This is a genomic window from Desulfonauticus autotrophicus (genome assembly GCF_055381725.1).
Genome location: NZ_AP042395.1, coordinates 1,770,893 through 1,795,972, shown reverse-complemented (window position 1 = coordinate 1,795,972; position 25,080 = coordinate 1,770,893). Strand labels below are relative to the sequence as shown.

The window sequence follows — 25,080 nt, the reverse complement described above, 5'->3', positions numbered from 1 at the left end:
TTTTATGTTGAACTATATTAATATAGAAGATGAATTAAAGAAATCTTATTTAGAATATTCTTTAAGTGTTATTGTAGGTAGAGCTCTTCCTGATGTTAGAGATGGTTTGAAACCAGTGCATAGACGTATTTTATACGCTATGCACGAACTTGGTAATACCTATAATAAACCTTTTAAAAAATCAGCTAGAATAGTTGGTGATGTAATAGGTAAATATCATCCTCATGGTGATTCTGCTGTATATGATGCCTTGGTGAGAATGGCTCAAGATTTTAATATGAGAGAGCCTTTAATAGAAGGTCAAGGTAACTTTGGCTCCATTGATGGTGATTCTGCTGCTGCAATGCGTTATACGGAAGTCAGGCTTTCTAAAATAGCTTCAGAATTTTTAGCAGACATAGAAAAAAATACAGTTAATTTTCGCCCAAACTATGACAATTCTTTAGTTGAACCAGAAGTACTTCCAACTAAAGTTCCCAATTTAATTATAAATGGATCTTCTGGTATTGCAGTTGGAATGGCTACTAATATTCCTCCACATAATTTAAAAGAAGTAATAGATTCTTTATTGTTTTTAATAGATAATCCAGGATGTTCTATATCTGATTTAATGAAATATATTAAAGGTCCTGACTTTCCAACTGGCGCTATTATTTATGGAAAAGAAGGTCTTAAATCTGCTTATGAAACAGGAAGAGGAAGTATAAAAATACGCTCTAAAATAGAAGTAGAAGAAAATAAAAATCATAAAAGTATTGTAATTAAAGAAATTCCCTATGGAGTTAACAAGTCTAATCTGGTAGAAAAAATCGCCCAGTTAATAAATGAAAATAAAATTGAAGGTATCTCTGATTTAAGAGATGAATCTGATAGAAATGGTATTAGAATTGTTATAGAATTAAAAAAAGGAGTTTATGAAGATATAGTTATAAATAAATTATATAAGTTTTCTGGTTTAGAGCAGTCCTATGGAATTAATTTAATGGCTGTAGTTAATGGTAAACCTCAACTTCTTAATATAAAAGAAATTTTAGAGTATTTTTTAGAACATAGAAGAATAGTTATTATAAGAAGAACTAAGTTTGATTTAGAAAAAGCAGAAGCAAGGGCACATATTTTAGAAGGATTAAAAATTGCTTTAGATAATATTGATGAAATTATTGATATTATAAAGAAATCTAAAACTCCAGCTGAAGCTAAAGAAAAATTGATGATTAGATATAATTTTTCTGAAATTCAAGCTCAAGCTATTTTAGATATGAAATTACAACGTCTTACTAACCTAGAAAAACAAAAATTAATAGATGAATATAATGAGATAATTAAAAAAATAGAATATTTAAAAAGTATTTTAAATAATAAAGATGTGTTAAAAGGAGTTATAAAAGAAGAATTAGAGGAAATAAAAGAAAAATATTCTTCAGAAAGAAAGAGTGTTATTTTACCATATGATCCAGATAGTATAAATATAGAAGATATTATTCCGGATACAGAAGTTGTGGTTACTTTAACTAGAAATGGATATATCAAAAGAACACCTTTAAGTGTTTATAATCAACAAAGAAGAGGTGGTAAGGGAATAGTAGGGGCAAATGTATCAAATAATGATTTTGTTATTGATCTTGTTACTACTTCTAACCACCAAGATTTATATTTGTTTTCTAATAAAGGTAAATGTTATAAGTTAAAAGTTTACGATATACCTGAAGCCAGTAGAATAGCAAAAGGTATCCATATAAAAAATTTAATTCCTTTAGAAGAAGGAGAATTTATTAGCAAACTAGCCTTTAAGAGAAATTTGGATAATAATCATTATTTCTTTTTTGTTACTAAAAAAGGATTAGTTAAAAAGACTAATACTTCTTTATTTAAAAATATAAGACAAAATGGAATTATTGCTATTAACTTAAGAGATGATGATGAACTTATAGATGTAAAGATAATTCATAATGATTCTGAAGTTATGTTAGTTACTAAAAATGGATATTGTATTCGTTTTAATACCAATGAAGTTAGAGCCATAGGTAGAAATGCCATGGGAGTAAAGGGAATAGCTTTAAGACTTAATGATATTGTAGTCTCAGCAGTAGAAATTAATGGAGATAATAGATATGAGTTATTAACTATTTCTGATAATGGATATGGTAAAAGAACTTCTCTAGATATGTATAGAATTCAGTCCAGAGGCGGAAAAGGTATTAAGAATATGAAAGTAAATTCTAAAACTGGGAATGTATGTGGGTCTATTTTAGTTAATGAAGAAGATGAAATTATTTTATTGAATTCTAACAATAAAATTATAAGAATAGGAGTTAAAGATATAAGAGTAGCTGGAAGAGATACCATGGGAGTAAAACTGGCTAACCTGGAAGGAGAAGAAAAATTAATTTGCTTTGATAGAGTTATTAAAGAAGAAAATCTATAAAATTATAGTTTTTTAGATATTAAAAAAATTTTTACCAACATCCATTCTAATACTAATTGAGGATTACAATTATAAGCAAGACATTCTTGAGCTTTATTTAAAATATTGGTTAACTTAAAAAACTGATTTTCATCTAGGGAATGAAAAATACTCTCTTTATTTAAAAAAGCATTGATTAATTCTTGTTGGAAATAGTTAATTAAATTTCTGATATCTTTTTTGCTGTAATTAAACTTCTTTTTTAGGCTTAAAATAGTGTGTCCTTGATGAATACATTTTTTTATTTCTTCTAGAGGAATATTTAAATTTAATTCTCTTCTAAAAAAGGATATATTTAAAATAAAACTTCTGGAAACAATAGTTTGTAAAGTACTTTCTCTTTGGGGAAGTAAAAAGAAGAATATATTTTGAGGTGGAGTTTCTTCTAAAACTTTTAGAAGTGAATTTAAACAGTTTATATTTAAATCTTGAGCTTCTTCAAAACAAATTAAACGATAATTTAATTTTGGTTTATTAGCCAGTTTTGATTTTAGTTCTTTAATATTTTCTATACGGACTTCCTGGCTTGAAAAAATAAAAGTATCTATACCTTCTTTTTTATCAATATTTAAACAGAAATTACAATTATTACAACCACCTTGAGGGCAGTTTAATTTTTTAGCTATTAATTTAAAAAATTCTAATCTAGATTCTTCCAAACCTCCTTCTATTATAAAGCTAGAAGGAGGTTTGTTTTTTAATTTATCTAAATAAATCAGTAGTTCATTTTTTAATTGCATTTAGTCAAGCCAAATGGTTTGTTCTCTTGCAGGACCAACAGAAATAATTTTTATAGGTACTCCTAAAATATTTTCTATTGTTTTAAGGTAATTTTTAGTATTTTCAGGTAAGTCTTTATAGTTGGTTATATTGGAGATATCTTCTTTCCAGCCTGGCAAAGTTTGATAAATGGGAGTTACTTCAGCTAGACCATTTTCTTCTTGAGGAGGATAATAGATAGTTTCACCTTTGTACTTGTAGGAAGTACAGATTTTTATTTCTTCCAGCCCACCTAATACATCCAGTTTGGTGATAGCTAATTCTGTAGGTCCGTTTAACCTTAGGGATTCGCGCAAGATGACCATATCCAGCCAGCCACATCTTCTTTTTCTGCCAGTGGTTGCACCAAATTCAGCTCCTTTTTGTTGAAGAAAATCTCCACAAGGACCTTCATCTTCTGTTGGAAAAGGACCACTTCCAACTCTGGTGGTATAAGCTTTGACAATGGCCACAATCCTCTTCAAACTTCTAGCAGAAGTGCCACTTCCTGTAGCTGCATTTGCTGCAACTGTGTTGGAGGAAGTGACAAAGGGGTAGGTGCCATGATCAATGTCTAAATGAGTACCCTGGGCCCCTTCAAAGAGGACAACTTTTTTCTTTTTTTGAGCTTCTTCTATTTCAGAGCTTACATCTGCAAGATAGTTTACTAATCTTTGGGCAAAAGGCTTTATTTCTTGAAAAACTTCTTCTGCTGAAAGGCCTGGATGATTATAAAGATGTTTGAAAAGAATATTTTTTTCCACCAGGGCTTTTTTTATTTTTTCTTTTAAGAGGTTTAAATTTTGAAAATCTCCAGCTCTAATACCTACTCTAGCCATTTTATCTTCATAGCAAGGACCAATACCCCTACCAGTAGTTCCTATTTTATCTTTGCCAGATTTAAATTGCTCCCTTAATCCATCCAGAAGCTTATGGTAAGGCATTATAATATGGGTTTTTTTACTTATTTTAAGCCGCTTAGGAGTAATAAAAATATTTTCTTTGGCCAAAGCATCTATTTCAGTACAGAGCACTTGAGGGTCTAAAACAACTCCATTGCCAATGAGACACACTTTTTCTTGATGTAAAACTCCAGAAGGAATAAGATGAAAAATAAAAGTTTTATTATTCACTACCAAGGTGTGGCCTGCGTTATTACCACCTTGAAAGCGAACAATTAAATCAGCCTTTTCCGTGAGAATATCAACTATTTTTCCCTTTCCTTCATCTCCCCACTGGGAGCCAATAACCACGATGTTTTCCATTTTTTCCTCCGCAATCCAAAAGCTTACCCAATGGCTTTAAAACTAATAGTAAAGTTAAGTCAATCCTGGAAAATAAGAAGTTTTTCCTAGAGGTGAATTGGGGATTAATTTTTGCTTTTTAAAGAAAAAGAAAACCTAAAGATTAAAGGTTGTTAAAAAGAGGCAAAATTTTTCTTGACTCTTTTCTACCCTTGAAGATAACGAAGTCTATTTTACTCCTCTTTAGGATAGTAACACTATGTTTGATAATTTATCAGAACGCTTAGACGGTATTTTTAGAAAAATTAAGGGTAGAGGACGCCTGGATGAAAGTAGTATTGAAGAGGGCTTAAGAGAAGTTCGCTTAGCCCTTTTAGAAGCAGATGTTAACTATAAAGTAGTTAGAGATTTTACTGCAAAAGTAAAAGAAAAGGCTTTAGGAAAGGAAGTTTTAAAAAGCCTTACTCCTGGCCAGCAGGTAGTCAAAATAGTTCATGAAGAACTAATAGAGCTTTTAGGGGGGAGCAATGTTGGCTTAAATTTAACTGGACTTCCCCCTCACATTATCATGCTAGTTGGTTTACAGGGGTCAGGTAAAACCACTTCTGCAGCCAAGCTAGCTTTATTTTTACGTCGCCAGAAATTTTCTCCCTATCTGGTGCCAGCAGATGTTTATCGTCCAGCAGCTATTGAGCAGTTACATAAGTTAGCTCAAGAAATTAACATGCCTGTTTTTCCTTCCAGGGCAGAGATGTCACCTGTGGATATTTGTTTACAGGCTGTAGAAGATGCTAAGAGCAAGAATTGCGATGTCTTGATTTTGGATACAGCGGGGCGTTTGCACATAGATGAAGTTTTGATGAATGAGCTAGTAGAGATTAAAAAAGCTTGCTCTCCCAAGGAAATTTTGTTTGTTGCTGATGCAATGACTGGTCAGGATGCAGTGAATGTAGCCAGTCGTTTTAATGAATTGTTGGATATAACTGGCGTAATTTTGACTAAGATGGAAGGTGACGCCAGAGGTGGTGCAGCTCTTTCTATTAAATCTGTTACTGGTAAACCTATTAAATTTATTGGTGTAGGTGAAAAGTTAAAGGATCTGGAAATATTTCATCCAGATAGGGTTGCTTCTCGTATTTTGGGCATGGGCGATATCTTAACGCTCATTGAAAAGGCCCAATCTAGTATAGATGAAAAAGAAGCTACTAAATTAGAAGAAAAAATAAAAACTGCCAAGTTTGATCTGGAAGATTTTAGAACGCAGATGCGTCGTATAAGAAAGCTGGGTTCTATTGAAGGACTGCTCAAATTGATTCCAGGTATGGGCAAACTCAGGGATCAGTTAAAAAATGTAAAAATTCCAGAAAAAGAAATGGTGAAGATAGAAGCCATTATAAATTCCATGACCCAGGAAGAGAGGCGTAATCCCAAAATAATTAATGCCAGCAGAAAAGAGAGGATTGCTAAAGGTAGTGGTACTACAGTTCAGGATGTAAATGCCCTGTTGAAGAATTTTGAGCAGATGCGCAAAATGATGCAGCAAATGATGGGTCAGATGGGTGGTGGTAGACGTTTGGGTAATAAAACAGAGCGTAAAGTGGATAGAAAAAAGTTAAAGGCTAAGCGTAAAAAGTTAAAGAAAAAGAAGAAAAAATAAAAGTTGACTTTTTTCGCTAGACAAACTTATTTTTTAATTTTAAATTTTAATTAATTTTAGGCAAAAATCTTATGGGGGTTAAAAAGATATGGCATTGAGATTGCGATTGACCAGAATGGGATCTAAAAAGAGACCTTTTTATCGGGTAGTAGCTGTAAACAGTGAAAACAAAAGGGACGGCAGAGCTTTGGAGATTATTGGTTATTATAATCCCATGACTGAGCCACCTGAAATTAAAATTGATCCTGAAAAGTTAAAAAAGTGGATGGAAAGAGGGGCAAAACCCACAGATACTGTCCGTTCACTTTTAAAAAAAGCAGGCTTGTAGTGGATGGGCCTGAAGTTGGTTTAAGGCCGAAGATTAAGAACTGAAGTTTAAAGTGGAGGTGCTTATGTTGAAGGATTTGATTGAGTACATTGCCAAATCTTTGGTAGACAATCCAGATGCAGTAAAGGTTTCTGAGATTGAGGGTGAGCAAACCTCAGTAATTGAGTTAAAAGTAGCCAAAGAAGACTTGGGTAAAGTCATTGGTAAACAGGGTCGCACTGCTCGTGCTATGCGCACTATTTTAAGTGCTGCTTCCACTAAAGCCAAGAAAAGAGCAGTTTTAGAGATTATAGAGTAACATGGCAAAAGACCTGGTCCTTTGTGGTAAGGTCGCCAAACCACACGGACTAAAAGGGGAGTTGAGTATAGACTTATTTGCTCACTCCCCCTTTTTTTTGGACAATTTTGAGGTTGTTTATCTTAAACCTCCTTTAAAAGAAAAATATTATAGATTTAAAATAATTAGCTGGCGGCCTCATCAGAAAAGAGTATTGTTGCTGGTGGAAAATATAGAAGATCGGACTAGAGCAGAAGAGTTTAGAGGGTCAGAAGTTTATTTTGCAGCCAGAGATTTTCCACCCAAAGAAGAAGGAGAGTTTTATCTTTTTGAGTTAAGGGGCTGGCAGGTATATTTAAGTCCGGGTGAATTTTTAGGGACCATAAACGATATTCAGCTTATTGGTGAAAATGAGATTTGGGAGATTAAAACGCCTCAAGGCAAGGAAATACTGTTCCCAGCCCAAGAAGAATTTATTGTTCAGATGCTTGCTGAGGAGAAAAAAGCAGTTATTGACCCTCCAGAAGGACTTTTAGATATCTATTTAAATGAGTAGCATACATTTTTACTTAATCACTTTGTTCCCAGAATATTTTAGCTCAGCCTTAGCTTGTGGCCAGTTAAAGAAAGCCCAAGAAAAAGGTTTGTTACACTTTACTTTTATAAATCCTAGAGACTATGCCTTGGATAAGCATAAAAGCGTAGATGATAAGCCTTATGGTGGCGGAGCTGGCATGGTTATGCTGGTAGAGACCCTGGATAAAGCCTTACAAACTGTCCCAAGTGGAGCAAAAAAGATTTTACTTTCTCCTCAAGGCAAGCTTTTTAACCAAAAAAACGCTTTTAACTTGAGTAAACAAAGGGAAATAGTTTTGGTTTGTGGTCGTTATGAGGGGATAGATAATCGCTTAGTAAAGCTTCATTCTCTAGAAACTCTTTCTATAGGAGATTATGTTTTAAATGGAGGAGAGGTGGCAGCCCTGGCTGTAATTGAGGCTGTTTCCAGGTTACTTCCAGGGTTTATGAGTAAGGAAGCCTCTTTTCAGGAGGAAAGTTTTAATAATTTTCTTTTAGAATATCCGCATTACACCAGGCCAGAGGAATATAAGGGCCTAAAAGTCCCAGAAGTACTTTTATCTGGCCATCATCAAAAAATAGCTAAATGGAGAAGGGAAAAATCTCTGGAAATAACGCTAAAAAACAGGCCAGAACTTCTTTTCCAATCTTCCCTTAATTCAGAGGATAGAGCTTTTTTACAGGAAATAAATGAACCTTGTTTAGGAAAAAATCTTTATTTGACCTTGCTTCATCATCCGGTTTTAGATAAATTTAAAAAAGTAAGCACAACTTCTTTGACAAATTTAGACATTCACGATATTGGACGCATCTTACGGACTTACGGGTTGGGGGGATATTACCTGGTAACCCCCTTAAAAGACCAGCAGGAGCTGGCAAAAAGATTACTTGCTCATTGGACAACAGGGCCCAGTAGTAAACTCAATAAAGATAGAGCCAGGGCCCTTTCTGGAGTGAGGGTTGCTTCTTCTCTTCAAGAGGTAGTGAAAAAGATTCAAGCCAAAACAGGCAAGAGGCCAGTTTTGGTGGCTACCAGTGCTAGAGAAGGAGATACTCCTCTAGTGAAAATGAGAGAGTTATTGAGAGAAAGTCCGGTTTTACTCATTTTGGGTACAGGACACGGTCTGACCCCAGAGGTTTTGCAAGAGTCAGACTATATTTTGCAACCAATAGGTTTTGGTAGAAAATATAATCATCTTTCAGTTCGATCAGCTACCGCCATTATGGTAGATCGGATTTTAGGAGAATTTTTCTAAGGAGTAGAGTTATGAACATATTGGAAAAGATTGAAAGAGAACAAATGCGCATGGATCTGCCTAAGTTTAAGGCAGGAGACACTGTAAAGGTTCATGTAAGAATTATTGAAGGTGAAAAAGAAAGAATTCAGGTATTTGAGGGCACAGTAATTCGAGTGAAGAGAGGTACAACCAATAGTACTTTTGTAGTAAGAAAGGTTAGTGGTGGGGTTGGCGTAGAAAGAGTTTTTCCCATGCATTCTCCCTTTATTGAAAGAATTGAAGTAATTAGTGAAGGTAAGGTTCGTCAGGGTAGAATTTATTACTTGCGTAAGCTTAAAGGTAAAGCTGCTCGCATCAAGAATAAAGAGAATTGGAATTAGATGTTTTTTTAAGAACAGTTCAAAGCCAATATTCTGTTACCGAAATTGCAGGTGTAGATGAAGCTGGCAGAGGGTGTTTGGCAGGGCCAGTAGTTGCTGCGGCAGTTATTTTACCTGAAAGCTTTCATTGTCCTGATTTAACAGATTCTAAACAGTTGTCTCCTAAAAAGAGAGAAGTTATGGCTGAGAAAATAAAAGCCCAAGCTCTTGCTTGGGCTTTTGGTTTTCTTGGCCCAGGGAAATAGAAAAGATAAATATTTTGCAAGCTTCCCTTAAGGCCATGCGCAGGGCTGTGTTGGCTTTAAAGAAAACACCCAAGCTGGTGTTAATTGATGGCAATAAAACCATCCCCAATTTTCCCTTTTCCCAGCAAGCTATTGTTAAAGGAGATAGTCTAATCCCTCAAATTTCTGCAGCTTCCATTTTGGCCAAAACCATTAGAGATAAGGTGATGTGTGTGCTGGCCAGGCGTTATCCAGGTTATGGCTTGGAAAAACATAAAGGATATGCTACTAAAGAGCATTTAGAAAGTTTGACTAAATTGGGCCCTACTCCTTTACATAGGCTTACTTTTAGAGGAGTAAGTCAAAAGCAGGGTAGAAAATGGTTGCCAGGCATTTAGAACTGGGTAAGCAGGGAGAAAAATTAGCTGAAAAGTATCTTAAAAGCCAGGGGTATAAAATCTTAGAAAAAAACTTTTCCTTTGCCTACGGAGAGATTGACCTTATCTGCGAGTATAAAGACATCCTGGTGTTTGTAGAGGTAAGGGTTAGGCAAAATAAACAGGTTTCTCCTCAAGAAACTTTGACTAAAAAAAAGCTGGCAGCCCTATATAAAACTGCTGAAAAATATCTAACCTTGCACAATTTGTGGCATAGAGAGTGCCGTTTTGATTTTGTAGGTATTATTTATGAAGATAAGCAATGGAAACTTGAACACACCAAAGACTTTATATCCTGGACGCCTGTTTGTAATAGCCACTCCTCTTGGCAACCTTGGTGATATTTCTTTTAGGGCAGTAGAAACCCTGAAAAAAGTGGACTTGATCCTGGCTGAAGATACCCGTTCAGCTAAAAAACTTTTAAGCGCTTTAAATATTCCTTTTCCCCGCATTGTTAGTTTTTTTGAGCACAATGAAGAAGATAAATTAGGGCAAATAGAAAGCTATTTGCAGGAAGGAAAAGAAATAGCCTTACTTTCAGAAGCAGGTACTCCTCTTCTGGCTGACCCAGGTTTTCAACTGGTGAGAACCTTGCGACAAAAAGGGGCGACAATTATTCCCATACCTGGACCTAGCGCAATTACAGCTGCACTTATGGCCGCAGGTATTGCTCCTCTACCCTTTACTTTTTTAGGGTTTTTACCCAGAAAAACCGGAGAAATAGAGGCTGTTTTTAGAGAGTTTAAACAGCTAAAAAGTACCCTGGTTTTTTTTGAACGAAAAAATAGGGTAGCCAAAACCTTGAATTTGGCCCTAAAAGTTTTAGGTAAAAGAGAGGTCTGTCTGGCTAGAGAGATTAGTAAGATACATGAGGAATTTATCTATGGAATCCTGGGAGAGATAGATTTAGATAAAATAACCTTAAAAGGAGAGTTTACAATTTTAATAGGACCTCCTCTTGAAGATAAGGTAGATAAAAAAAACCTTAATTGGAAGGAAGTCTTAGAAAAATATAGAGAAAAAGATTTAAAACCAAAACAACTAGCTCAAAAAATAGCTAAAGAAACAGGATTAAGCCCTAAAGAAGTATATACTTTTTTAATAAAAAATGAATAACTCTGCTTTTACCTTTTTAAAATGCTTTTGGAGAAGCTTTTTTATTGGAGCCAGTTTTAACACCCGTGGCTTACAGAACATAGGTTTAATCTATGCTTTAGATCCTGGTTTAAAAGAAATTTATCCTAAAAAAGAGGATTTGCAAAAAGCTAGAAAAAGATATGTCAAATTACATAATTGCCATCCCTTTTGGACACCTCTTTTAGTAGGGATTTTTTTATTTTTAGAACAAAAATTAGCTCAAAATATTATTGAAAAATCTTTTTATAATAAAGTAAGACCTACAGTGGTTTATACTTTATCTGCTTTAGGAGATTCTTTTTTTGGTGGAAGCTTGTTGCCTTTTTGGTCTCTTTTAACTGTTCTTTTTTTGGTGCTACACTGGTATAAAGCAGCTTTTTTTTTGGGATTAATTTTATTTATAGGTTTACAAATTTTTAAATTTTATACATTTTTTTTAGGCTTAAAGTATGGTTTTAGTGCTCTTTCTATATTAAAGAAATGGGATTTAATAAATTTAGGACAGTACTTAAAAATAATAAATAGTGGTCTTATACTGGTTTTACTTGTTTTTATTTGGCCTTTTAACTTAAATTTTTGGACAACTTACTTTGTAATATTTTTGTTATTTATTTCTGTTCTTATTTTTAAAAAATACCTTTGGTTTAGAGAGATTGTTATATTTATGATTTATATGTGTTTATTAGCTTTTTATTATTTCAAATAAATTGAGGAGATGTTCAGGAATGGAGGAAACTAGAGAAGTAGTGATTTTAAATTCTTTAGGTTTACATGCAAGACCTGCAGCAAAGCTTTCTCAAGAAGCTTTAAAATTTAAGTCTGAGATTACAATTAATTATAAAGGAACAGAAATAAACGCTAAAAGTATTTTAGATATTTTGACTTTGGCCGTGTCAAAAGGAGAGGTTTTACTTTTAAAGGCCAGGGGTGAAGATGCCAGGGAAGCTTTGGACCATTTAGAAAATTTATTTAGAGATAGATTTGGAGAGGAAAAATAATGGCTAGGAAGGTTATTGGAGGTATTCCTGTTTCCAGTGGAATTGCTATAGGTAAGGCTTTTTTTCTGAACCGCAGGCGGGGGCTTGTGCGTCCCAGGCTGGTTCTTTCCTCTTCTGAATTAAAAGACGAGCTTAAGCGTTTGGAACTAGCAATTTCCAGTGTAGCTCAGGAAATGGAAGAGGTGAGGAAAAAGATTCCGGCTGATTTAAAAGAGCATGAAGCTATTTTAAATTCGCATTTGATGATTTTAAAAGATGAAAAGTTATTTGGTCAGGCCAAAAGGTTTATTCAAGAGCAACAGATAAATGCTGAATGGGCCATAGAAAAGGCTGTTTTTGAACTGGAGAAGATTTTTAATGCCCTGGACAACGAATATATTCGCCAGCGTTTGCAGGATATTAACCTGGTTGCAGATAAAGTGGTTTCTGTGCTTTTAGGTACGCAAAAGACTCTCCCCAAGATTTCCCAGAGGGTTATTTTGCTGGCGCACGATTTGGCGCCTACAGATACAGTTCTTTTAGAAGTGGACAAGATTATGGCCTTTGCCACTACCATGGGGGGCAAAACTTCCCATGCAGGCATTATGGCCAGGTCCTTACAGATTCCAGCCGTAGTGGGTGTGGAAGGATTGGAAGAAAGTATCCAAGATGGCGATTTGATTATTTTAGATGGCTTTGAAGGCAAAATTTTAATCGAGCCTTCAGAGGAAGAGCTGACGCGCTATACAGACTTGCGCTATCAGTTTGAGGCCTATCAATCCCTGATTATGCGTTACTGTCACCTGCCTGCAGAGACCATAGATGGTTATCAGGTAAAGGTTTTTGCTAACATAGAGTTGTTTGAAGAAGTGACTTCTGTAATTGATAAGGGGGGGAAGGAATAGGTCTTTATCGTACAGAATATAGCTTTTTAAATCGCAATCAACTTCCAGATGAAGACCAGCTTTTTGAAGAATATCGGGATTTGGCCTCTATTATGTATCCCTGCCAGGTGGTCATTCGCACTTTAGATATAGGGTCAGATAAAGTAGATCATCTTTTTGGCCAGATTGAAGAAGCCAATCCTGCTCTGGGACTTAGGGGAATTCGTTTTTGTCAAAAATATAAAAATATTTTTCGCACTCAGTTAAGGGCTATTTTGCGGGCAGGAATTGTGGGCAACATTTCCATCATGTTTCCCATGATTTCGGGTTTGCACGAGTTAAGGGAGGTAAAAAAATTTTACCTGCAGATTCAAGAAGAGTTAAAAAAGGAAGGTTTAGATTTTAATCCCAATATTCCAGTGGGTATTATGATAGAGGTGCCAGGAGCAGTATTAATTGCTGATTTATTGGCCAAAGAAGTGGATTTTTTTAGTATTGGTACCAATGACCTTATTCAATATTCTCTGGGTATCGATAGAACCAACAAACATGTATCCTATCTCTATCAACCCTTACATCCAGCCATTTTGCGCTGCATTAAGCATGTGGTGGATGCTGGACATAGGGCTGGAATAGAAGTGAGTTTGTGTGGGGAAATGGCAGCAGATCCCTTTTGTGTTCCCATTTTAATGGGAATGGAAGTGGACAGTATTAGCCTTACACCCCAGGCCATTCCAGGCATTAAAAGGATTATCAGGCAGGCGAGCATGCAGGAATGTAAAAAACTTTTAAGAGAAGTTTTAGCCTCAGACGATGTTTCTAAAAGCAATCATATTGTAAGGAAAATGATTTTTAGTCGATTTCCAGAGGAACTTACTTTTTTTACTTCTTTAGTGGATGAGGAAAAATGAGCAGAAAAACAGGTGTAAAAGTAATTGGAGTAAATAAAAAGGCACGCAGGGAATATGAAATTTTGGATACTTTTGAAGCTGGTCTGGTCTTGACTGGTTCAGAAGTGAAGTCTTTGCGGCAGGGAAGAGTCAGTTTTAAAGATGGTTATGTGCGTTTTCACAAGGAAGAGGTCTTTTTAGTAGGTGTACATATAGCACCTTATGAAAATGCAGGCTATGCCCAGCACGATCCAGAACGAGAGAGAAAGCTCTTACTCCATAAAAGAGAAATTAAATCCCTTATGGGAAAAGTGGAGCAAAAGGGATATACTGTAATACCCCTTAAAATTTACTTTAAACAGGGCAAGGCCAAGGTAGAAATAGGCTTGGCCAGGGGTAAAAAGCTTTATGACCTTAGAGAAGAGTTGAAGAAAAAAACCATTGCCAGAGAGATGGCTCGAGAAATGGCCAAGTATAAATAATGCTCAGTAAGAGACAAAAAAAATACTTAAAATCCCTTTTTCAAAAGGAGAAATTTTTTTTACTGCTCCTCAGATTTTGCCCTATGGAGAAGACAGTAGTGGGCTTAAGGCAGAGCCCTGGGCTGTAGCTTTGCCCAGATCTAAAGAAGAGATTGTGGCCTTATTGAGCTTTGCCCAGGAAGAGCGGATTCCCATTATCCCCAGAGGAAGAGGAACAGGTCGGGCCGGGGCTTGTGTGCCTGTAGGTGGGGGGATTGTTTTGTCCCTTTTGGGGCTAAACAGGATTATAGAGATTAGAGAAAAAGACTTTGTGGTGGTAGTGGAACCTGGAGTGATTACAGGGGAGTTGCAAAGGAAGTTAAGCCAAAGAAAGCTTTTTTATCCCCCATATTCAGCTTCTGCTGACTTTTCCACCATAGGTGGGAATGTGGCTACTAATGCAGGTGGAATGCAGGCCTTAAAATATGGAGTTACTGGAGATTATGTCTTGGGCCTGGAGGCTGTTTTACCTGGTGGCAAGGTGCTTTCTTTGCCCAGTTTTTGCCATAAAAATGTGGTGGGGCTAAACTTAAGCAAGCTTTTTGTGGGCTCAGAGGGTACCTTGGGTGTGGTGAATAAAATTTTTTTAAAGGTCTTGCCCTTGCCCAGGGCCTCACTTTCTTTTTTAGCTGGTTTTTCCTCTTTAAGTCAATTGACCCGTAGTTTTTCCCTGCTTTTTCAAGAAGGTATCTTGCCTGCAGCCCTGGAAATCATTGATAAAAGCTCTTTAGAGGCTGTAAGCAAGGTCTATACTCTTCCCTGGCAAAAAGAGGTAGAAGGCGTACTTTTGGGTAAGTTGCTAGGGGAAGAGGAAGCTCTTGGCAAGGAAGCCAGGTTGATAAAAGATATTTTTCAGGCAGATTATTTTGCTCTAGCCAGGGGGCAAGAGGAAGCAGAATTGTGGAAGATTAGAAAAAATATAAGCCCTGCTGCCTTTAGGTTGAGACCTAAAAAACTCAGCGAAGATTTTACTGTGCCCAGAGGGAAGATAGGAGAATTTTTAAGTTTACTAAGGGAGCAAGAGCAAAAATATTCTTTGCCCATTTTGGCCTTTGGCCATGTGGGAGATGGCAATATTCACACCAACATCATGTATGAACCTGGAAAAGAAGAAGGCAAAGCCCGAGAAGTTTACTATCTGCTCCTGGAAAAAACTCTGGAACTAGGAGGAACCCTTTCGGGTGAGCACGGTTTGGGAATAAGTAAGCGTAAGTTTATTAGCAAGCAAATAGACGCAGAAACGCTGACAATAATGCAGGAAGTAAAAAAGGTCTTTGACCCCTTTAATATTCTAAATCCAGGAAAGGCTTTTTAGTTTAAGGTAGTCAAAAAATTTTTTACAAATAGTAAAAGATAGTTAAATAGGTAGCTTACTTTTTTAAATAATTTTTTTTACCTTTAAAAACTCTGTGCTTGCAAAAAGTCCTGCCTGTACATAGGGGTCCTGAGTTACCAGGTCTTTGATTTTTTGGAGGTCCTCAGAAGCAAAGATAATAAGGCTTCCGCACATCTTACCTTCTTCATCTAGCAGGGGACCTGCAAAGTGGATAATACCGGTATTTTTGACCTTTTCAATGTGCTTTAGATGGTTTTCTCGGTTGGCAAGCCTTAATTCTAAACTGTTGGGTTTATCCTTGGCTAAAAAGACAATCATCTCCTTTCCCCACTTCTTTTTGCAACCTCATTAACCTTGATTTGCAAGCAGAACAAGATTTTTGTTGCTTGAAGTGTTGACCTCTGTTTATTTTGGTTTATATTATAAACTAAATTGAGAAGGAGGGGATTATGCTTTCCAGGAGAAAGTTTTTACAGGGTATGGTGGCTGGTAGTGCCTTGTCTCTGCTTCCCAAAGGAGCAAAGGCTGTCAGGGATGAGGAGGAACTGGCTACTTTATTGGACCTTAGCAAGTGTATTGGTTGTGGAGCCTGCGTGGAGGCCTGCAAAGAGACCAATGCCCACAAATTTCCCAAACCCCAAAAACCTTTTCCCAGGATGTATCCTTCCAGGGTGAAGGTGGCTGACTGGTCAGACAAGCAGGATGTGGATGATAGGCTAACTCCCTATAATTGGCTTTTTATTCAGACTGCTTATGTGACCTGGCAGGGTAAGGAGTATGAAATCAATATTCCCAGGCGGTGCTTGCACTGTCAAAATCCTCCTTGTGCCAATCTTTGTCCCTGGGGGGCCTGTTTAAAGCAAAAAAATGGCATTGTGCGCATCAATTCAGAAATTTGTCTGGGCGGCTCTAAGTGTAAAAGTGTTTGTCCCTGGCATATTCCAGAAAGGCAAACAGGCGTGGGCTTATATTTAAAACTCCTGCCCTCTTATGCTGGTAATGGGGTTATGTATAAGTGTGATCGCTGTTATGATCGCCTGGAAAAGGGTTTATTGCCTGCCTGTATAGAAGCCTGTCCGGAAGGGGTGCAGACCATTGGGCCTCGCAAGGAAATTATTGCCAAAGCGCATCAACTGGCAAAAGAAATGTCAGGCTATATTTATGGGGAAAAGGAAAACGGAGGCACCAATACTATTTATGTTTCTCCTGTTCCCTTTGAGGTTTTAAATAAAGCCATAGAAACTGCTCCAGGCAGGCCTCATTTAAAACCTGTCCCCAATTCCATGGCCCTGGAAGAAAATCTGGGTTGGGCAGTGCTTACTGCACCTCTAGCAGGCCTGGCTGCAGGGGCCTTAAAGGTAGTTAGCAAACTTAAAAAGGGGGAAGAAAAAAATGAGTAAAAAGGAAAAATGGTTTTTAGGACTACTTAGTTTTGCCCTTTTATTTACTGGTTTTGCTCAAATGCCCATTTTTAAACGCTACTATCTGGCAGATATCCCTGGTTTTGCCTGGACTGCTGATTATTACTTAAATCATCGTTTACACTACTTGCTAGCCTTTATTTTACTTTTTTATCTTTTTTATAAAGTGGTAACTTTTTTTAGCTCTTTTCAATTAAAAAATTTAACTTTTTTAGGCTGTTTAAAAGTTTTTCTCTGGGGTGGTATTGTGCTTACTGGCATGCTTAGAGTGCTTAAAAACTTCCCGCAAGTTGTTTTTGACTATAAAACAGTTATGTATGTGGATTGGATACACCTGGGTTTGCCCTTTTTGTTGTTTATCTTTTTTATTCTGGGAAAGGTGGCAGGAATATCCTATTTAAGAAAATAGCTCTACTAAATTTAAAATATGGGCAGCTCTATGTTTATAGGTATGTTTTTGTAATATCTCCTGTTTGCAAAAGTTTTTTATATCATTTTTAAGTCTGGAGTCCTTTTCCAGTATATTTATTTTTTTATCCAGTTCCGAAGGAGTGTTAAAGGAAAAGTGGTCAATGATTTCCTGGGGAAAAATTTTTAAACCAGGAGTGTAATCTGTAAGTAAAAAGGAGTCGCTTAACCAGACATCAAAGTGTCTTTGATTTAAAGAAAAGGGAAGCAAAAAGTTAGTCAAGTTTAGGACAAAAGAAGCGCTTTTGTAGACATTTTTTAACTGGGTATAGTAATCTACTGGTGGTAAAAGGGGAATATCTACATATTTTTTCCAGTTGGAATCGCCCACTATTTTTAACTCTTGTTTTTGCCCAATATGCTGGAGCATGGATTGGCGATAGAGAAGGTTTAGGTGATGAATTTGATAATTGAGATACCTGGCCTGACTTAAGGTAATCTCCCTTTTTTGACTTAACCAGCTTAAATCCGGACGCTTTTTTTTAGCTAGCTCCTCTTTCCCAGCTTTAATTATTTCCTGGTCCAGGCTCAGGCCTGCAAAGTATTGGTGATAGCCGGGAAAAGTACTTCTGGAGATAAAAAGGAGTTGAGATTGGTATTCCTTTAAAGGAGTGCTATGGGCAAATATCTGAGGACAAGAGGCTAGAGGTAAAAAAAAGAGGTTTTCAAGGCCTTTTTTTTGGAGCCAGGGCAGAAAAAAGGGGTCTGTGAGTAAGAAATAAAGGTTTTTAAAAAAATGCCCTCTAAATTTGCTAAGCACATTAAAGGGGTTATCCAGTAGCCAGCACAAAAGAGGGATTTTTCGCTCCTGCAGTAAAAATTGTATTTTCCCCCAACTATCAAGCCCCCAGGCGTTTAGCGAAAGGGCCAGTTTGGGTCGTTCTTGGGTTAATAAAGCGAGGAGGTTTGGTTCATTTTCCTCTTCTACAAGTCTTACCTTTAAACCCACTTCTTGAAAGGCCCAGGTTAACTCCAGGGTAAGCAGCCCCTTTTTAGAGGCCAATAGCCAGATACTATCTTGGCTCCTGGGAAGAGAGGGGAAGTGAAGGGTTTTTATTCTGGCTAAAATTGGGCCAAAAAAGGAAGGAAAGTACTTTATTTCTGGCAAATAAATAAAGATATTGGCTAATTCTAAAAAATCTGGAGTTAAGTGACCTGGGGTAATATACTGAATTTTATCCCCAGTACTTGGGAGTTGTAGGGAAGGATGTTCAAGGACGAAGATTTTGGCAAAGGAGAAGTGTTTTTGAATTTTTTCTGCATTGGGTCCCAGACCTAAAAAAAGGGGAATCTGGCCTTTTTTTATTTCCTTAAAGTATCTAACCCCCTGGGGCAGAGTCTTTTCTTGACCTAGCTCGCATTTTATCTTTACACTTTTGGGGCTTAAGGGCATAATTTATCTTTTAGACTTAAAGTAAAGGAATTGTAAAGACAGGTGAAAACTTATCAAGATTATTACTTTAAAAAGGCCAAAAAGGAAAAATATCCAGCCCGTTCTGTGTATAAACTACAAGAAATAGATAAAAAGTTTAGGCTTTTTAAAAAAGGGCAAAAGGTTCTGGATTTGGGTGCCTGCCCTGGTTCGTGGACTCTCTGGGCCAGTCAAAAGGTGGGAGAAAAGGGATTGGTGGTGGCTGTGGACTTGAATCCTCTAAGCATAGAACTTCCCGGGTGGGTTCAGGTCTTTACTTGTGATGCAACCTCTCCTAGTGAAGAATTACAGGAGACTCTGGAAAAGGAAGGGCCTTTTGATTTGGTAATTAGCGATATGGCTCCCAAGACCACAGGGATTAAATTTGCTGACCAGGCCAGGTCTTATGAACTGGCTTTAACTGCTCTGGAAGTGGCCTTAAATTGGCTTAAAAAAGGTGGTTGTTTTATTGTAAAGATTTTTGCTGGTCCAGATGTTCCTGAGTTTTTAAAGGAAACCAGAAAACACTTTAAAAGTGTAAAGCAGGTAAAGCCCAAAAGTTCTCGAGCAGAGAGCAAGGAGTTTTTTGTAGTGGGGTTAGAAAAAAAGTAAATTAGGAGGAAAATATATGGCAGGTCATAGTAAATGGCACAATATTCAACATCGTAAAAGCCGTCAGGATGCAAAAAAGAGCAAGGTTTTTACCAAGGTAACAAAGGAAATTGTTCTGGCAGCCAAGGCAGGAGGAGGGAATCCTGAGACCAATCCCAGGTTAAGAACTGCAATAGAGGCTGCAAGAGCAGTAAACTTGCCCAAGGATAAAATTGAAGCTGCTATTAAAAAGGGAACCGGTGAACTAGGTGGAGAGAACATAGAAGAAGTGATTTATGAAGGTTATGGTCCAGGTGGAGTGGCTATTTTGATTGAAGCAGCTACAGATAATCGTAATCGTACTGTAGCAGAGTTAAGACACATTCTCTCTAAAAATGGTGGCTCTATGGGAGAGTCTGGTTGTGTAGCCTGGATGTTTGAGAAAAAGGAATTTTTTCCTTTGATAAGTCCAAGTATTCAGAAGAGGAGCTTCTGGAAGTGGGGTTGGAAGCAGGAATAGAAGATGTGAGTGATGATGGAGAAGTGTGGCAGGTAAAATGTGACCCCAAGGACTTTGCCCAGGTAAAGAGCTATTTTGATGAAAATAAGGTGGTGTATGAGGAAGCTCAAATCACCATGCTCCCTCAAAATACAGTAAATGTGGATGTGGAAACCGGAGAAAAGCTCTTAAAACTTTATGATGCCCTTGATGACCATGACGATGTACAAAATGTGTACGCCAACTTTGAGCTTCCTGATGAATTGTTAGAAAAGCTGGGTTAATGTTGGTTTTGGGATTGGATCCAGGTTCAAGATGTACAGGTGTGGGGCTGGTGGCTGAAGAAAGCGGAGTATTGCGCTTGGTATTGGCCAGAGCCCTTTATTTGCCCCAGGGAAAAGAACTGGATGAAAAATTGGGATTTCTTTTTGAAGAGTTAATTAAGATTATAGATACCTATCAGCCTGGAGAAGCTGCCATAGAGGATGTGTTTTTTGCGGCCAATGCCAGGTCTGCCTTGCGTTTGGGCCAGGCCAGGGGAGCAGCCATTACTGCTTGTGCCTGGAAAAATTTAAAGGTGTTTTCCTATGAGCCAACCAGGGTAAAGAATTCCATTGTGGGCGTGGGTAGAGCCAGTAAAGAGCAGGTAGCCTTTATGGTTAAACAGATGTTAAATAGTAAAGCCTCTTGGCCTCTGGATGTGAGCGATGCTTTGGCTGTGGCTATTACGCATCTTAATGCCAGGCGGTTAAACACTTTTTTAGAAAAGACATGATAGCCTATCTTAAGGGAAAAATTTTTTTAACCACCCTGGAAAGTGTTATTATTGAGACTGCTGGTGGAGTAGGCTATGAAGTCTTTTGTCTAAAAAGAAGTCTGGCTTCTTTGGAAAAGGGACAGGAGGTAGAGATCTTTGTCTATACCCTGGTGCGAGAAGATGCTCTAGATCTTTACGGCTTTTTGTCCTGGGAAGAGAGAAAAACCTTTGCCCTTTTACTCTCTATTCCCAAAGTTGGACCCAAGTTAGCTCTGGCTATCCTGGATGTATTTACTCCCCAGGATCTGGCTGATGTGGTAGTAAAAGAGGATGTAAGTTTACTGGCCACAGTTCCAGGAATTGGCCCCAAAAGTGCCAAAAAAATATTTCTGGATTTAAAGGATAAGCTTAAATTGGGAGAAGAGGATATTTCCTTAAGTAGTTCAGAAGATGCTTCTACCTTGGTAAGCGATACTTTAGAAGCTTTAAAAGGGCTTGGTTATCGCAAGGAAGAGGTTTTACCTTTGATTAAGGAGTTGATTGCCCAGGAAAAAGAATGGGATGTTTCCTTGCTCATTCGAGAAGTTCTTAAACACAAGGCCAAACAACAATGAAACCCTTAGAAGACAATATTCGTCCGCAGTCCTTAGATGAGTTTATTGGCCAGGAAGATGTGCGCAATAATTTAAAGGTCTATATCCAGGCGGCTAAAGAAAGAGGGCAGCACTTAGACCATACCTTGCTTTATGGTAATCCTGGATTGGGTAAAACCACTTTGGCCTATATTATGGCCAAGGAATTGGGAGTAAACATTGTCTCCACTTCCGGGCCGGTTTTGGAGCGAAGTGGAGATTTGGCTGCTATTTTAACCAATTTAAGGCAAAACGATATTTTGTTTATCGATGAAATCCATCGCCTTCACCCTGCAGTGGAAGAGGTGCTTTATCCCAGCATGGAGGATTTTAAACTGGACTTGATTATTGGCCAGGGGCCTGGAGCCAGGACTGTGAAAATAGATCTGGAGCCTTTTACCCTGGTGGGGGCCACGACCAGGCTTGGGCTTTTAACCTCTCCTTTAAGAGACAGGTTTGGAGTTATTTGTCGCCTTAGTTTTTATTCTCCAGAGGAACTGGCTAAAATAGTTCTAAGGGCAGCCAGGATTTTGGGCGTGCAGATAAAAGAAGAAGCTGCTCTGGAGATAGGTCGGCGCTCTAGAGGTACTCCCAGGATTGCCAACAGGCTACTTAGAAGGGTTAGGGATTTTGCCCATGTATTGGGAGAAGAAGTAATTGGCCTGGAGTCAACCCAAAAGGCTCTAAATTCCATGGATGTGGATGAAATGGGCCTGGATATTATGGATTGCAAAATTTTAGAGTGTATTATTTTAAAGTATGGAGGTGGCCCGGTAGGCGTGAAAACCATTGCAGCTGCTGTCTCAGAAGAAGTGAAAACCATTGAAGAAATCTATGAACCTTTTTTAATTCAGTGTGGTTTTATCAAGCGTACTCCAAGAGGCAGGGTAGCCACTGCTCTGGCCTATAGACACCTGGGCCTGGGTGCCAAGTTAAACCTACCTTTAGATGAGGAATAATTATGCCAGCTAAAAAAATGCAGGTAAAACTTTTGGCCAGTACCCCCAATGCAATTACTTTGATTTATGCTGCCTTCAGGCAGTGTTATGCTCCGGGTTATGTGGGGGATGATTTTGAGAAATGGCTTCGGGGAGAAGTTCCTCTGGAAAAACAGGCCAGATTTATTGAAAATATCCTGGCTTCTGGGCATGAAAGTCCCATTGAACACGTTTCTTTTACCTTTGCTGTGGAAGGGGTTTCTAGAGCACTTACCCATCAACTGGTTCGCCATCGCATAGCTTCCTATTCCCAGCAGAGTCAGCGTTATGTGGATGCCAGGGATTTTGACTATATTTTACCCCCAGCTATTGCCAAAATAGAAAAGGCAAAAGCGCTTTTTGAGTCCTTTATGCACCAGGCAGCACAGACCTATGCCCAATTGCAGACCATCTTGGAAGAAGCTGGCCAGGGTAAAAAGGCCAATGAAGATGCGCGTTTTGTTTTGCCCAATGCCTGTGAATCCAAAGTGGTCTTTACTATGAATTGCAGAAGTTTACTTAATTTTTTTGAACTTAGATGTTGTGAGCGTGCTCAATGGGAAATTAGAAAAATGGCCTGGAAAATGCTCAAAATCTTAAGAAAAGAACTTCCTGTTATCTTTAATTTAGCTGGGCCCAAATGCGAAAGATTGGGATATTGCCCGGAGGGAGAAAAATTTACCTGTGGCAAATATCCTTTAGCTAAAGACGTTATCCATTCTTAGCTGTAACTTATCTGTAAACTCCAAGTAAAATCACCTTCACAAAAGAAGTTTACCCCTCTGACAAGTATAAATAAGGAGGGGTAAATGTTTAAATGGATTATAACAATCCTACTTGTTTTATCTTCTATTGCTTGTGAAACCAAGCAATACGTCTGGAATAAAGAAATAGGTATTCAAAATTTAGGTGCAATTAGTAGAGCTCTGGAAACAAAAAATGGACATTTTATATTGGTAGGGAAAGTCTTTTCTGGTGATAAAGATTCTGGTTTGGCTATACGTTTGGATAGGCAAGGCAATGAGGTATGGAAAAAGATTTTTACAGAAGATAATGACTTTATTTTTAAAGATGTAGTAGAATTAAAAGATGGTAGTCTGGTGCTTTTAGGGTTAGCACAAAATTCTAAAAAAGCAATAAAGTTGTTAAAAATAGATGCTTATGGAAACCTGGTCTGGAAAAAAACATTAAAGTTTCCTTTTCCGCAATAGGAGAGAGAATTGTTTCCTTAGAGGATGCTTTAGTCATAGCTGGAGCCAGAGAAGATGTGAATGGTCAGGAGCAAGGGCTGGTAATAGGGCTGGACTTTCAGGGAGAGAAAAAGTGGCTTAAAAGCTGGAAAGGAAAGGGAAATGGCCATTTTTATGCCCTGGGAGCAGGGGAAGACGGCCTGGTGGTCGCTGGGCGTTCTCAGGATGAGAGGCTTAAGAGCAGGGCCTGGGCTATGAAGCTTTCTTGGTCAGGAGAAAAGGAGTGGGAACACTTTTTGGTTTTAAGTGCTTTGCAAAATGTTTTTGACCTTACCCTAACTAGAGACGGCTCTATTGCTTTTGCTGGAGTAGTGAGCAGTGAAGATACAGGAAGTGAAGATTTATTGATTTATAAACTGGATAATAAGGGAAGACTACAGTGGAAAAGGCAGTTTGGTGGGGTAAAGAGTGAAAAGATCCTTTCTTTAGCCCAAAATAAAGAGGGGGTGTTTTATTTAGGTGGGTATACCTGGAATTACAGGCATGATGGGTATGACTTTTGGCTTTTAACTTTGAATGAAGAGGGCAATTTTATGTGGGACAAAACCTTTGGTAGCAAAGGTTTTGAAGGTATTAGTACCCTTTTATTACCCCAAAGAGGAGGCCTTTTACTGGCTGGTTTTAGGGAAGGAGGTGATTTGTTTACAACTTCTCTTTGGGTTGCCAGGTTAAACCAGAGAGGAGAAGCTTTAGTGGAAAAGAAACCTTCTTATTTTTCCTATGTAGGTAATTATTTTTATACTTCTTTATGGATGTTAAGCCAGCCTTTTCGGAAGTGGCTATAGGGATTGGACCCTCTTGTTAAAAAGAGGGTCAACTTTGTTGATAGATTTCTTCTAAGATTTCTTTTCCACCTTTGTTTAGAATAATTTCTGCTAACTCTGTTCCCAGTTGTTCAGCTGCCTGGTATTTTCCTCTTACTTCAGCCTTAATTAGTGTTTTGCCCTGTAAATCTCCCACCAGGCCTCTCACTACTAACTGGTTGTCTTCAAATTTGGCATATCCACCTATGGGTACCTGGCAACCGCCTTCCAGGCCTCTTAAAAAGGCCCTTTCTGCTAATACTTCATATCTAGTGGGCAGGTGGTCTAAAAAGCTTAAAAATTCTTCCAGGTCCTTTCTTTCTTCCAGGTACTCTATGCCCAAAGCGCCTTGAGCTACAGCAGGGTAAAATTCTGGAGGAGTTAGTTCAAAGTGGTATCTGGCTCCCATTTCTAATCTAGCTAAACCTGCACCTGCTACCACTATGGCTGCAAATTGGCCTTCTTTTAACTTTCTTATCCTGGTATCCAGGTTGCCCCTTAAGGACTCTATTTTTAAATCAGGACGCAGATAGAGAAGCTGGGCTTGCCTGCGCAAACTGGATGTCCCTACTTTAGCCCCCTTGGGCAGGGAAAGCAGGTCTGGGTAGGTTTCAGAAAGTAAAACATCTATATTTACTTCCCGTTTGGGAATAATACCTACTTTTAATCCTTCGGGTAAGAAGGTAGGGACATCTTTCATGGAATGGACTGCAAGGTCTGTTTCCCTCTGGAGTAAACTTTCTTCTATTTCTTTGACAAAAAGTCCTTTTCCTCCCACCTTAGCTAAAGGTACATCCAGGATTTTATCGCCCGTGGTTTTTATTTTTACCAGCTCTACTTCCAGCCCTGGATAGCGTTGCTGAAGGCAGGAGGCAATATAATTGGCTTGCCAGAGCGCTAACTTACTGCCTCTGGTAGCAATGCGTATTTTTTTGAACATAA

At 37.9% G+C, this 25,080-nt stretch carries 27 protein-coding genes and 3 pseudogenes; 25 read left to right on the top strand and 5 right to left on the bottom strand.

Annotation, left to right across the window (positions count from 1 at the left end; genetic code table 11):
- Nucleotides 1-4: 4 nt before the first annotated feature.
- Entirely contained in the window at nt 5-2,425 is a 2,421-nt protein-coding gene (gene gyrA, locus ACZ42F_RS10170; protein WP_464278897.1) for a DNA gyrase subunit A, read from the top strand.
- A gap of 2 nt (nt 2,426-2,427) precedes the next feature.
- On the opposite strand, the gene ACZ42F_RS10165 is transcribed toward gyrA, so the two are convergent.
- Both ACZ42F_RS10165 and ACZ42F_RS10160 read right to left on the bottom strand, forming a co-directional pair.
- On the bottom strand, nt 2,428-3,204 hold the full coding sequence (locus tag ACZ42F_RS10165; protein WP_029967708.1) for a hypothetical protein: 777 nt from the start codon (nt 3,202-3,204) through the stop codon (nt 2,428-2,430).
- Nucleotides 3,205-4,488 (bottom strand): adenylosuccinate synthase, encoded by a 1,284-nt coding sequence (locus ACZ42F_RS10160; protein ID WP_464278896.1) that lies wholly within the window; start codon nt 4,486-4,488, stop codon nt 3,205-3,207.
- A 238-nt stretch (nt 4,489-4,726) separates the two neighbouring features.
- Here ACZ42F_RS10160 and ffh point away from each other — a divergent pair, with 238 nt between their 5' ends.
- The 14 genes and pseudogenes from ffh to ACZ42F_RS10090 all read left to right on the top strand — a co-directional run bounded on the left by ffh (nt 4,727) and on the right by ACZ42F_RS10090 (nt 15,308).
- Nucleotides 4,727-6,124 carry a signal recognition particle protein gene (ffh, locus tag ACZ42F_RS10155; protein ID WP_029967717.1) on the top strand — a complete coding sequence of 466 codons (1,398 nt, stop codon included), beginning with the start codon at nt 4,727-4,729 and terminating at the stop codon, nt 6,122-6,124.
- A gap of 88 nt (nt 6,125-6,212) precedes the next feature.
- Nucleotides 6,213-6,452: a 30S ribosomal protein S16 gene (rpsP, locus tag ACZ42F_RS10150; protein ID WP_029967720.1), complete on the top strand. Its 240-nt coding sequence runs from the start codon at nt 6,213-6,215 to the stop codon at nt 6,450-6,452.
- Nucleotides 6,453-6,516: 64 nt separating this feature from the next.
- Nucleotides 6,517-6,750 (top strand): KH domain-containing protein, encoded by a 234-nt coding sequence (locus ACZ42F_RS10145; RefSeq protein WP_029967722.1) that lies wholly within the window; start codon nt 6,517-6,519, stop codon nt 6,748-6,750.
- A gap of 1 nt (nt 6,751) precedes the next feature.
- Nucleotides 6,752-7,285, top strand: a complete 534-nt coding sequence (gene rimM, locus ACZ42F_RS10140) for a ribosome maturation factor RimM (RefSeq protein WP_464278895.1) — start codon at nt 6,752-6,754, stop codon at nt 7,283-7,285.
- Nucleotides 7,278-8,561, top strand: a complete 1,284-nt coding sequence (gene trmD, locus ACZ42F_RS10135) for a tRNA (guanosine(37)-N1)-methyltransferase TrmD (protein ID WP_464278894.1) — start codon at nt 7,278-7,280, stop codon at nt 8,559-8,561. Before rimM ends, trmD begins: the two co-directional genes overlap by 8 nt.
- 11 nt (nt 8,562-8,572) lie before the next feature.
- Nucleotides 8,573-8,923: a 50S ribosomal protein L19 gene (rplS, locus tag ACZ42F_RS10130; protein WP_464278893.1), complete on the top strand. Its 351-nt coding sequence runs from the start codon at nt 8,573-8,575 to the stop codon at nt 8,921-8,923.
- Nucleotides 8,914-9,545 (top strand): annotated as a pseudogene (locus tag ACZ42F_RS10125) (ribonuclease HII). Before rplS ends, ACZ42F_RS10125 begins: the two are co-directional and overlap by 10 nt.
- Nucleotides 9,527-9,925: a YraN family protein gene (locus ACZ42F_RS10120; RefSeq protein ID WP_464278892.1), complete on the top strand. Its 399-nt coding sequence runs from the start codon at nt 9,527-9,529 to the stop codon at nt 9,923-9,925. The pseudogene ACZ42F_RS10125 and the gene ACZ42F_RS10120 overlap by 19 nt, the downstream one beginning before the upstream one ends.
- Nucleotides 9,855-10,700 carry a 16S rRNA (cytidine(1402)-2'-O)-methyltransferase gene (gene rsmI / locus ACZ42F_RS10115; RefSeq protein ID WP_464278891.1) on the top strand — a complete coding sequence of 282 codons (846 nt, stop codon included), beginning with the start codon at nt 9,855-9,857 and terminating at the stop codon, nt 10,698-10,700. Before ACZ42F_RS10120 ends, rsmI begins: the two co-directional genes overlap by 71 nt.
- The gene (locus tag ACZ42F_RS10110; protein WP_464278890.1) at nt 10,693-11,427 is read left to right on the top strand and encodes a PTS system mannose/fructose/sorbose family transporter subunit IID; all 735 of its coding nucleotides are present in this window, start codon (nt 10,693-10,695) and stop codon (nt 11,425-11,427) included. Before rsmI ends, ACZ42F_RS10110 begins: the two co-directional genes overlap by 8 nt.
- Before the next feature lie 19 nt (nt 11,428-11,446).
- On the top strand, nt 11,447-11,719 hold the full coding sequence (locus ACZ42F_RS10105) for an HPr family phosphocarrier protein (RefSeq protein ID WP_464278889.1): 273 nt from the start codon (nt 11,447-11,449) through the stop codon (nt 11,717-11,719).
- Nucleotides 11,719-13,493, top strand: a pseudogene (gene ptsP, locus ACZ42F_RS10100) (phosphoenolpyruvate--protein phosphotransferase). The gene ACZ42F_RS10105 and the pseudogene ptsP overlap by 1 nt, the downstream one beginning before the upstream one ends.
- Complete coding sequence (gene smpB, locus ACZ42F_RS10095; protein ID WP_464278888.1) at nt 13,490-13,954, top strand: SsrA-binding protein SmpB; 465 nt, start codon at nt 13,490-13,492, stop codon at nt 13,952-13,954. The pseudogene ptsP and the gene smpB overlap by 4 nt, the downstream one beginning before the upstream one ends.
- A 76-nt stretch (nt 13,955-14,030) precedes the next feature.
- On the top strand, nt 14,031-15,308 hold the full coding sequence (locus tag ACZ42F_RS10090) for an FAD-binding oxidoreductase (protein ID WP_464278887.1): 1,278 nt from the start codon (nt 14,031-14,033) through the stop codon (nt 15,306-15,308).
- 63 nt (nt 15,309-15,371) lie between these two features.
- Here ACZ42F_RS10090 and ACZ42F_RS10085 read toward each other — a convergent pair whose 3' ends face one another.
- A complete protein-coding gene (locus tag ACZ42F_RS10085; protein ID WP_464278886.1) occupies nt 15,372-15,647 on the bottom strand; it encodes a YciI family protein in 276 nt (91 codons plus the stop codon).
- A gap of 131 nt (nt 15,648-15,778) precedes the next feature.
- On the opposite strand from ACZ42F_RS10085, the gene ACZ42F_RS10080 reads away from it, so the two are divergent.
- Nucleotides 15,779-16,729, top strand: coding sequence for a 4Fe-4S dicluster domain-containing protein (locus tag ACZ42F_RS10080; protein ID WP_029967755.1), 951 nt, complete (start codon nt 15,779-15,781; stop codon nt 16,727-16,729).
- A complete protein-coding gene (locus ACZ42F_RS10075; RefSeq protein WP_464278885.1) occupies nt 16,722-17,159 on the top strand; it encodes an iron-sulfur cluster-binding protein in 438 nt (145 codons plus the stop codon). Before ACZ42F_RS10080 ends, ACZ42F_RS10075 begins: the two co-directional genes overlap by 8 nt.
- On the opposite strand, the gene ACZ42F_RS10070 is transcribed toward ACZ42F_RS10075, so the two are convergent.
- On the bottom strand, nt 17,148-18,611 hold the full coding sequence (locus tag ACZ42F_RS10070) for a glycosyltransferase family protein (protein WP_464278884.1): 1,464 nt from the start codon (nt 18,609-18,611) through the stop codon (nt 17,148-17,150). The two genes, ACZ42F_RS10075 and ACZ42F_RS10070, sit on opposite strands and share 12 nt — an antisense overlap.
- A 42-nt stretch (nt 18,612-18,653) precedes the next feature.
- Here ACZ42F_RS10070 and ACZ42F_RS10065 point away from each other — a divergent pair, with 42 nt between their 5' ends.
- From ACZ42F_RS10065 to ACZ42F_RS10030, 8 genes and pseudogenes are all read left to right on the top strand, one after another.
- On the top strand, nt 18,654-19,241 hold the full coding sequence (locus ACZ42F_RS10065) for an RlmE family RNA methyltransferase (protein ID WP_464278883.1): 588 nt from the start codon (nt 18,654-18,656) through the stop codon (nt 19,239-19,241).
- A gap of 16 nt (nt 19,242-19,257) precedes the next feature.
- Nucleotides 19,258-20,003, top strand: a pseudogene (locus ACZ42F_RS10060) (YebC/PmpR family DNA-binding transcriptional regulator).
- Nucleotides 20,003-20,494, top strand: a complete 492-nt coding sequence (gene ruvC, locus ACZ42F_RS10055; RefSeq protein ID WP_029967766.1) for a crossover junction endodeoxyribonuclease RuvC — start codon at nt 20,003-20,005, stop codon at nt 20,492-20,494. The pseudogene ACZ42F_RS10060 and the gene ruvC overlap by 1 nt, the downstream one beginning before the upstream one ends.
- Nucleotides 20,491-21,090 (top strand): Holliday junction branch migration protein RuvA, encoded by a 600-nt coding sequence (gene ruvA / locus ACZ42F_RS10050; RefSeq protein ID WP_029967768.1) that lies wholly within the window; start codon nt 20,491-20,493, stop codon nt 21,088-21,090. Before ruvC ends, ruvA begins: the two co-directional genes overlap by 4 nt.
- Nucleotides 21,087-22,067 (top strand): Holliday junction branch migration DNA helicase RuvB, encoded by a 981-nt coding sequence (gene ruvB / locus ACZ42F_RS10045; RefSeq protein WP_464278882.1) that lies wholly within the window; start codon nt 21,087-21,089, stop codon nt 22,065-22,067. Before ruvA ends, ruvB begins: the two co-directional genes overlap by 4 nt.
- A 2-nt stretch (nt 22,068-22,069) precedes the next feature.
- Nucleotides 22,070-22,810 carry an FAD-dependent thymidylate synthase gene (gene thyX / locus ACZ42F_RS10040; RefSeq protein ID WP_464278881.1) on the top strand — a complete coding sequence of 247 codons (741 nt, stop codon included), beginning with the start codon at nt 22,070-22,072 and terminating at the stop codon, nt 22,808-22,810.
- A gap of 84 nt (nt 22,811-22,894) precedes the next feature.
- Complete coding sequence (locus tag ACZ42F_RS10035) at nt 22,895-23,296, top strand: hypothetical protein (protein ID WP_464278880.1); 402 nt, start codon at nt 22,895-22,897, stop codon at nt 23,294-23,296.
- Nucleotides 23,297-23,352: 56 nt separating this feature from the next.
- On the top strand, nt 23,353-24,120 hold the full coding sequence (locus ACZ42F_RS10030) for a hypothetical protein (protein WP_464278879.1): 768 nt from the start codon (nt 23,353-23,355) through the stop codon (nt 24,118-24,120).
- 28 nt (nt 24,121-24,148) lie between these two features.
- Here ACZ42F_RS10030 and hemC read toward each other — a convergent pair whose 3' ends face one another.
- Nucleotides 24,149-25,078 (bottom strand): hydroxymethylbilane synthase, encoded by a 930-nt coding sequence (hemC, locus tag ACZ42F_RS10025; RefSeq protein WP_464278878.1) that lies wholly within the window; start codon nt 25,076-25,078, stop codon nt 24,149-24,151.
- Nucleotides 25,079-25,080: the final 2 nt, after the last annotated feature.

What these genes read in the sequence shown, in the direction of transcription:
- ACZ42F_RS10070 (WP_464278884.1), bottom strand. Translation starts at nt 18,611, where the DNA reads ATGCCCTTAAGCCCCAAAAGTGTAAAGATAAAATGCGAGCTAGGTCAA.
- hemC (WP_464278878.1), bottom strand. Translation starts at nt 25,078, where the DNA reads ATGTTCAAAAAAATACGCATTGCTACCAGAGGCAGTAAGTTAGCGCTC.
- ACZ42F_RS10105 (WP_464278889.1), top strand. Translation starts at nt 11,447, where the DNA reads ATGGAGGAAACTAGAGAAGTAGTGATTTTAAATTCTTTAGGTTTACAT.
- ACZ42F_RS10085 (WP_464278886.1), bottom strand. Translation starts at nt 15,647, where the DNA reads ATGATTGTCTTTTTAGCCAAGGATAAACCCAACAGTTTAGAATTAAGG.
- ACZ42F_RS10120 (WP_464278892.1), top strand. Translation starts at nt 9,527, where the DNA reads ATGGTTGCCAGGCATTTAGAACTGGGTAAGCAGGGAGAAAAATTAGCT.
- ACZ42F_RS10110 (WP_464278890.1), top strand. Translation starts at nt 10,693, where the DNA reads ATGAATAACTCTGCTTTTACCTTTTTAAAATGCTTTTGGAGAAGCTTT.
- ACZ42F_RS10160 (WP_464278896.1), bottom strand. Translation starts at nt 4,488, where the DNA reads ATGGAAAACATCGTGGTTATTGGCTCCCAGTGGGGAGATGAAGGAAAG.
- rimM (WP_464278895.1), top strand. Translation starts at nt 6,752, where the DNA reads ATGGCAAAAGACCTGGTCCTTTGTGGTAAGGTCGCCAAACCACACGGA.
- ruvC (WP_029967766.1), top strand. Translation starts at nt 20,003, where the DNA reads ATGTTGGTTTTGGGATTGGATCCAGGTTCAAGATGTACAGGTGTGGGG.
- ruvA (WP_029967768.1), top strand. Translation starts at nt 20,491, where the DNA reads ATGATAGCCTATCTTAAGGGAAAAATTTTTTTAACCACCCTGGAAAGT.
- gyrA (WP_464278897.1), top strand. Translation starts at nt 5, where the DNA reads ATGTTGAACTATATTAATATAGAAGATGAATTAAAGAAATCTTATTTA.
- rplS (WP_464278893.1), top strand. Translation starts at nt 8,573, where the DNA reads ATGAACATATTGGAAAAGATTGAAAGAGAACAAATGCGCATGGATCTG.
- smpB (WP_464278888.1), top strand. Translation starts at nt 13,490, where the DNA reads ATGAGCAGAAAAACAGGTGTAAAAGTAATTGGAGTAAATAAAAAGGCA.
- ACZ42F_RS10035 (WP_464278880.1), top strand. Translation starts at nt 22,895, where the DNA reads ATGTTTAAATGGATTATAACAATCCTACTTGTTTTATCTTCTATTGCT.
- ACZ42F_RS10075 (WP_464278885.1), top strand. Translation starts at nt 16,722, where the DNA reads ATGAGTAAAAAGGAAAAATGGTTTTTAGGACTACTTAGTTTTGCCCTT.
- rpsP (WP_029967720.1), top strand. Translation starts at nt 6,213, where the DNA reads ATGGCATTGAGATTGCGATTGACCAGAATGGGATCTAAAAAGAGACCT.
- ACZ42F_RS10080 (WP_029967755.1), top strand. Translation starts at nt 15,779, where the DNA reads ATGCTTTCCAGGAGAAAGTTTTTACAGGGTATGGTGGCTGGTAGTGCC.
- trmD (WP_464278894.1), top strand. Translation starts at nt 7,278, where the DNA reads ATGAGTAGCATACATTTTTACTTAATCACTTTGTTCCCAGAATATTTT.
- ACZ42F_RS10165 (WP_029967708.1), bottom strand. Translation starts at nt 3,204, where the DNA reads ATGCAATTAAAAAATGAACTACTGATTTATTTAGATAAATTAAAAAAC.
- ruvB (WP_464278882.1), top strand. Translation starts at nt 21,087, where the DNA reads ATGAAACCCTTAGAAGACAATATTCGTCCGCAGTCCTTAGATGAGTTT.
- ACZ42F_RS10145 (WP_029967722.1), top strand. Translation starts at nt 6,517, where the DNA reads ATGTTGAAGGATTTGATTGAGTACATTGCCAAATCTTTGGTAGACAAT.
- thyX (WP_464278881.1), top strand. Translation starts at nt 22,070, where the DNA reads ATGCCAGCTAAAAAAATGCAGGTAAAACTTTTGGCCAGTACCCCCAAT.
- ffh (WP_029967717.1), top strand. Translation starts at nt 4,727, where the DNA reads ATGTTTGATAATTTATCAGAACGCTTAGACGGTATTTTTAGAAAAATT.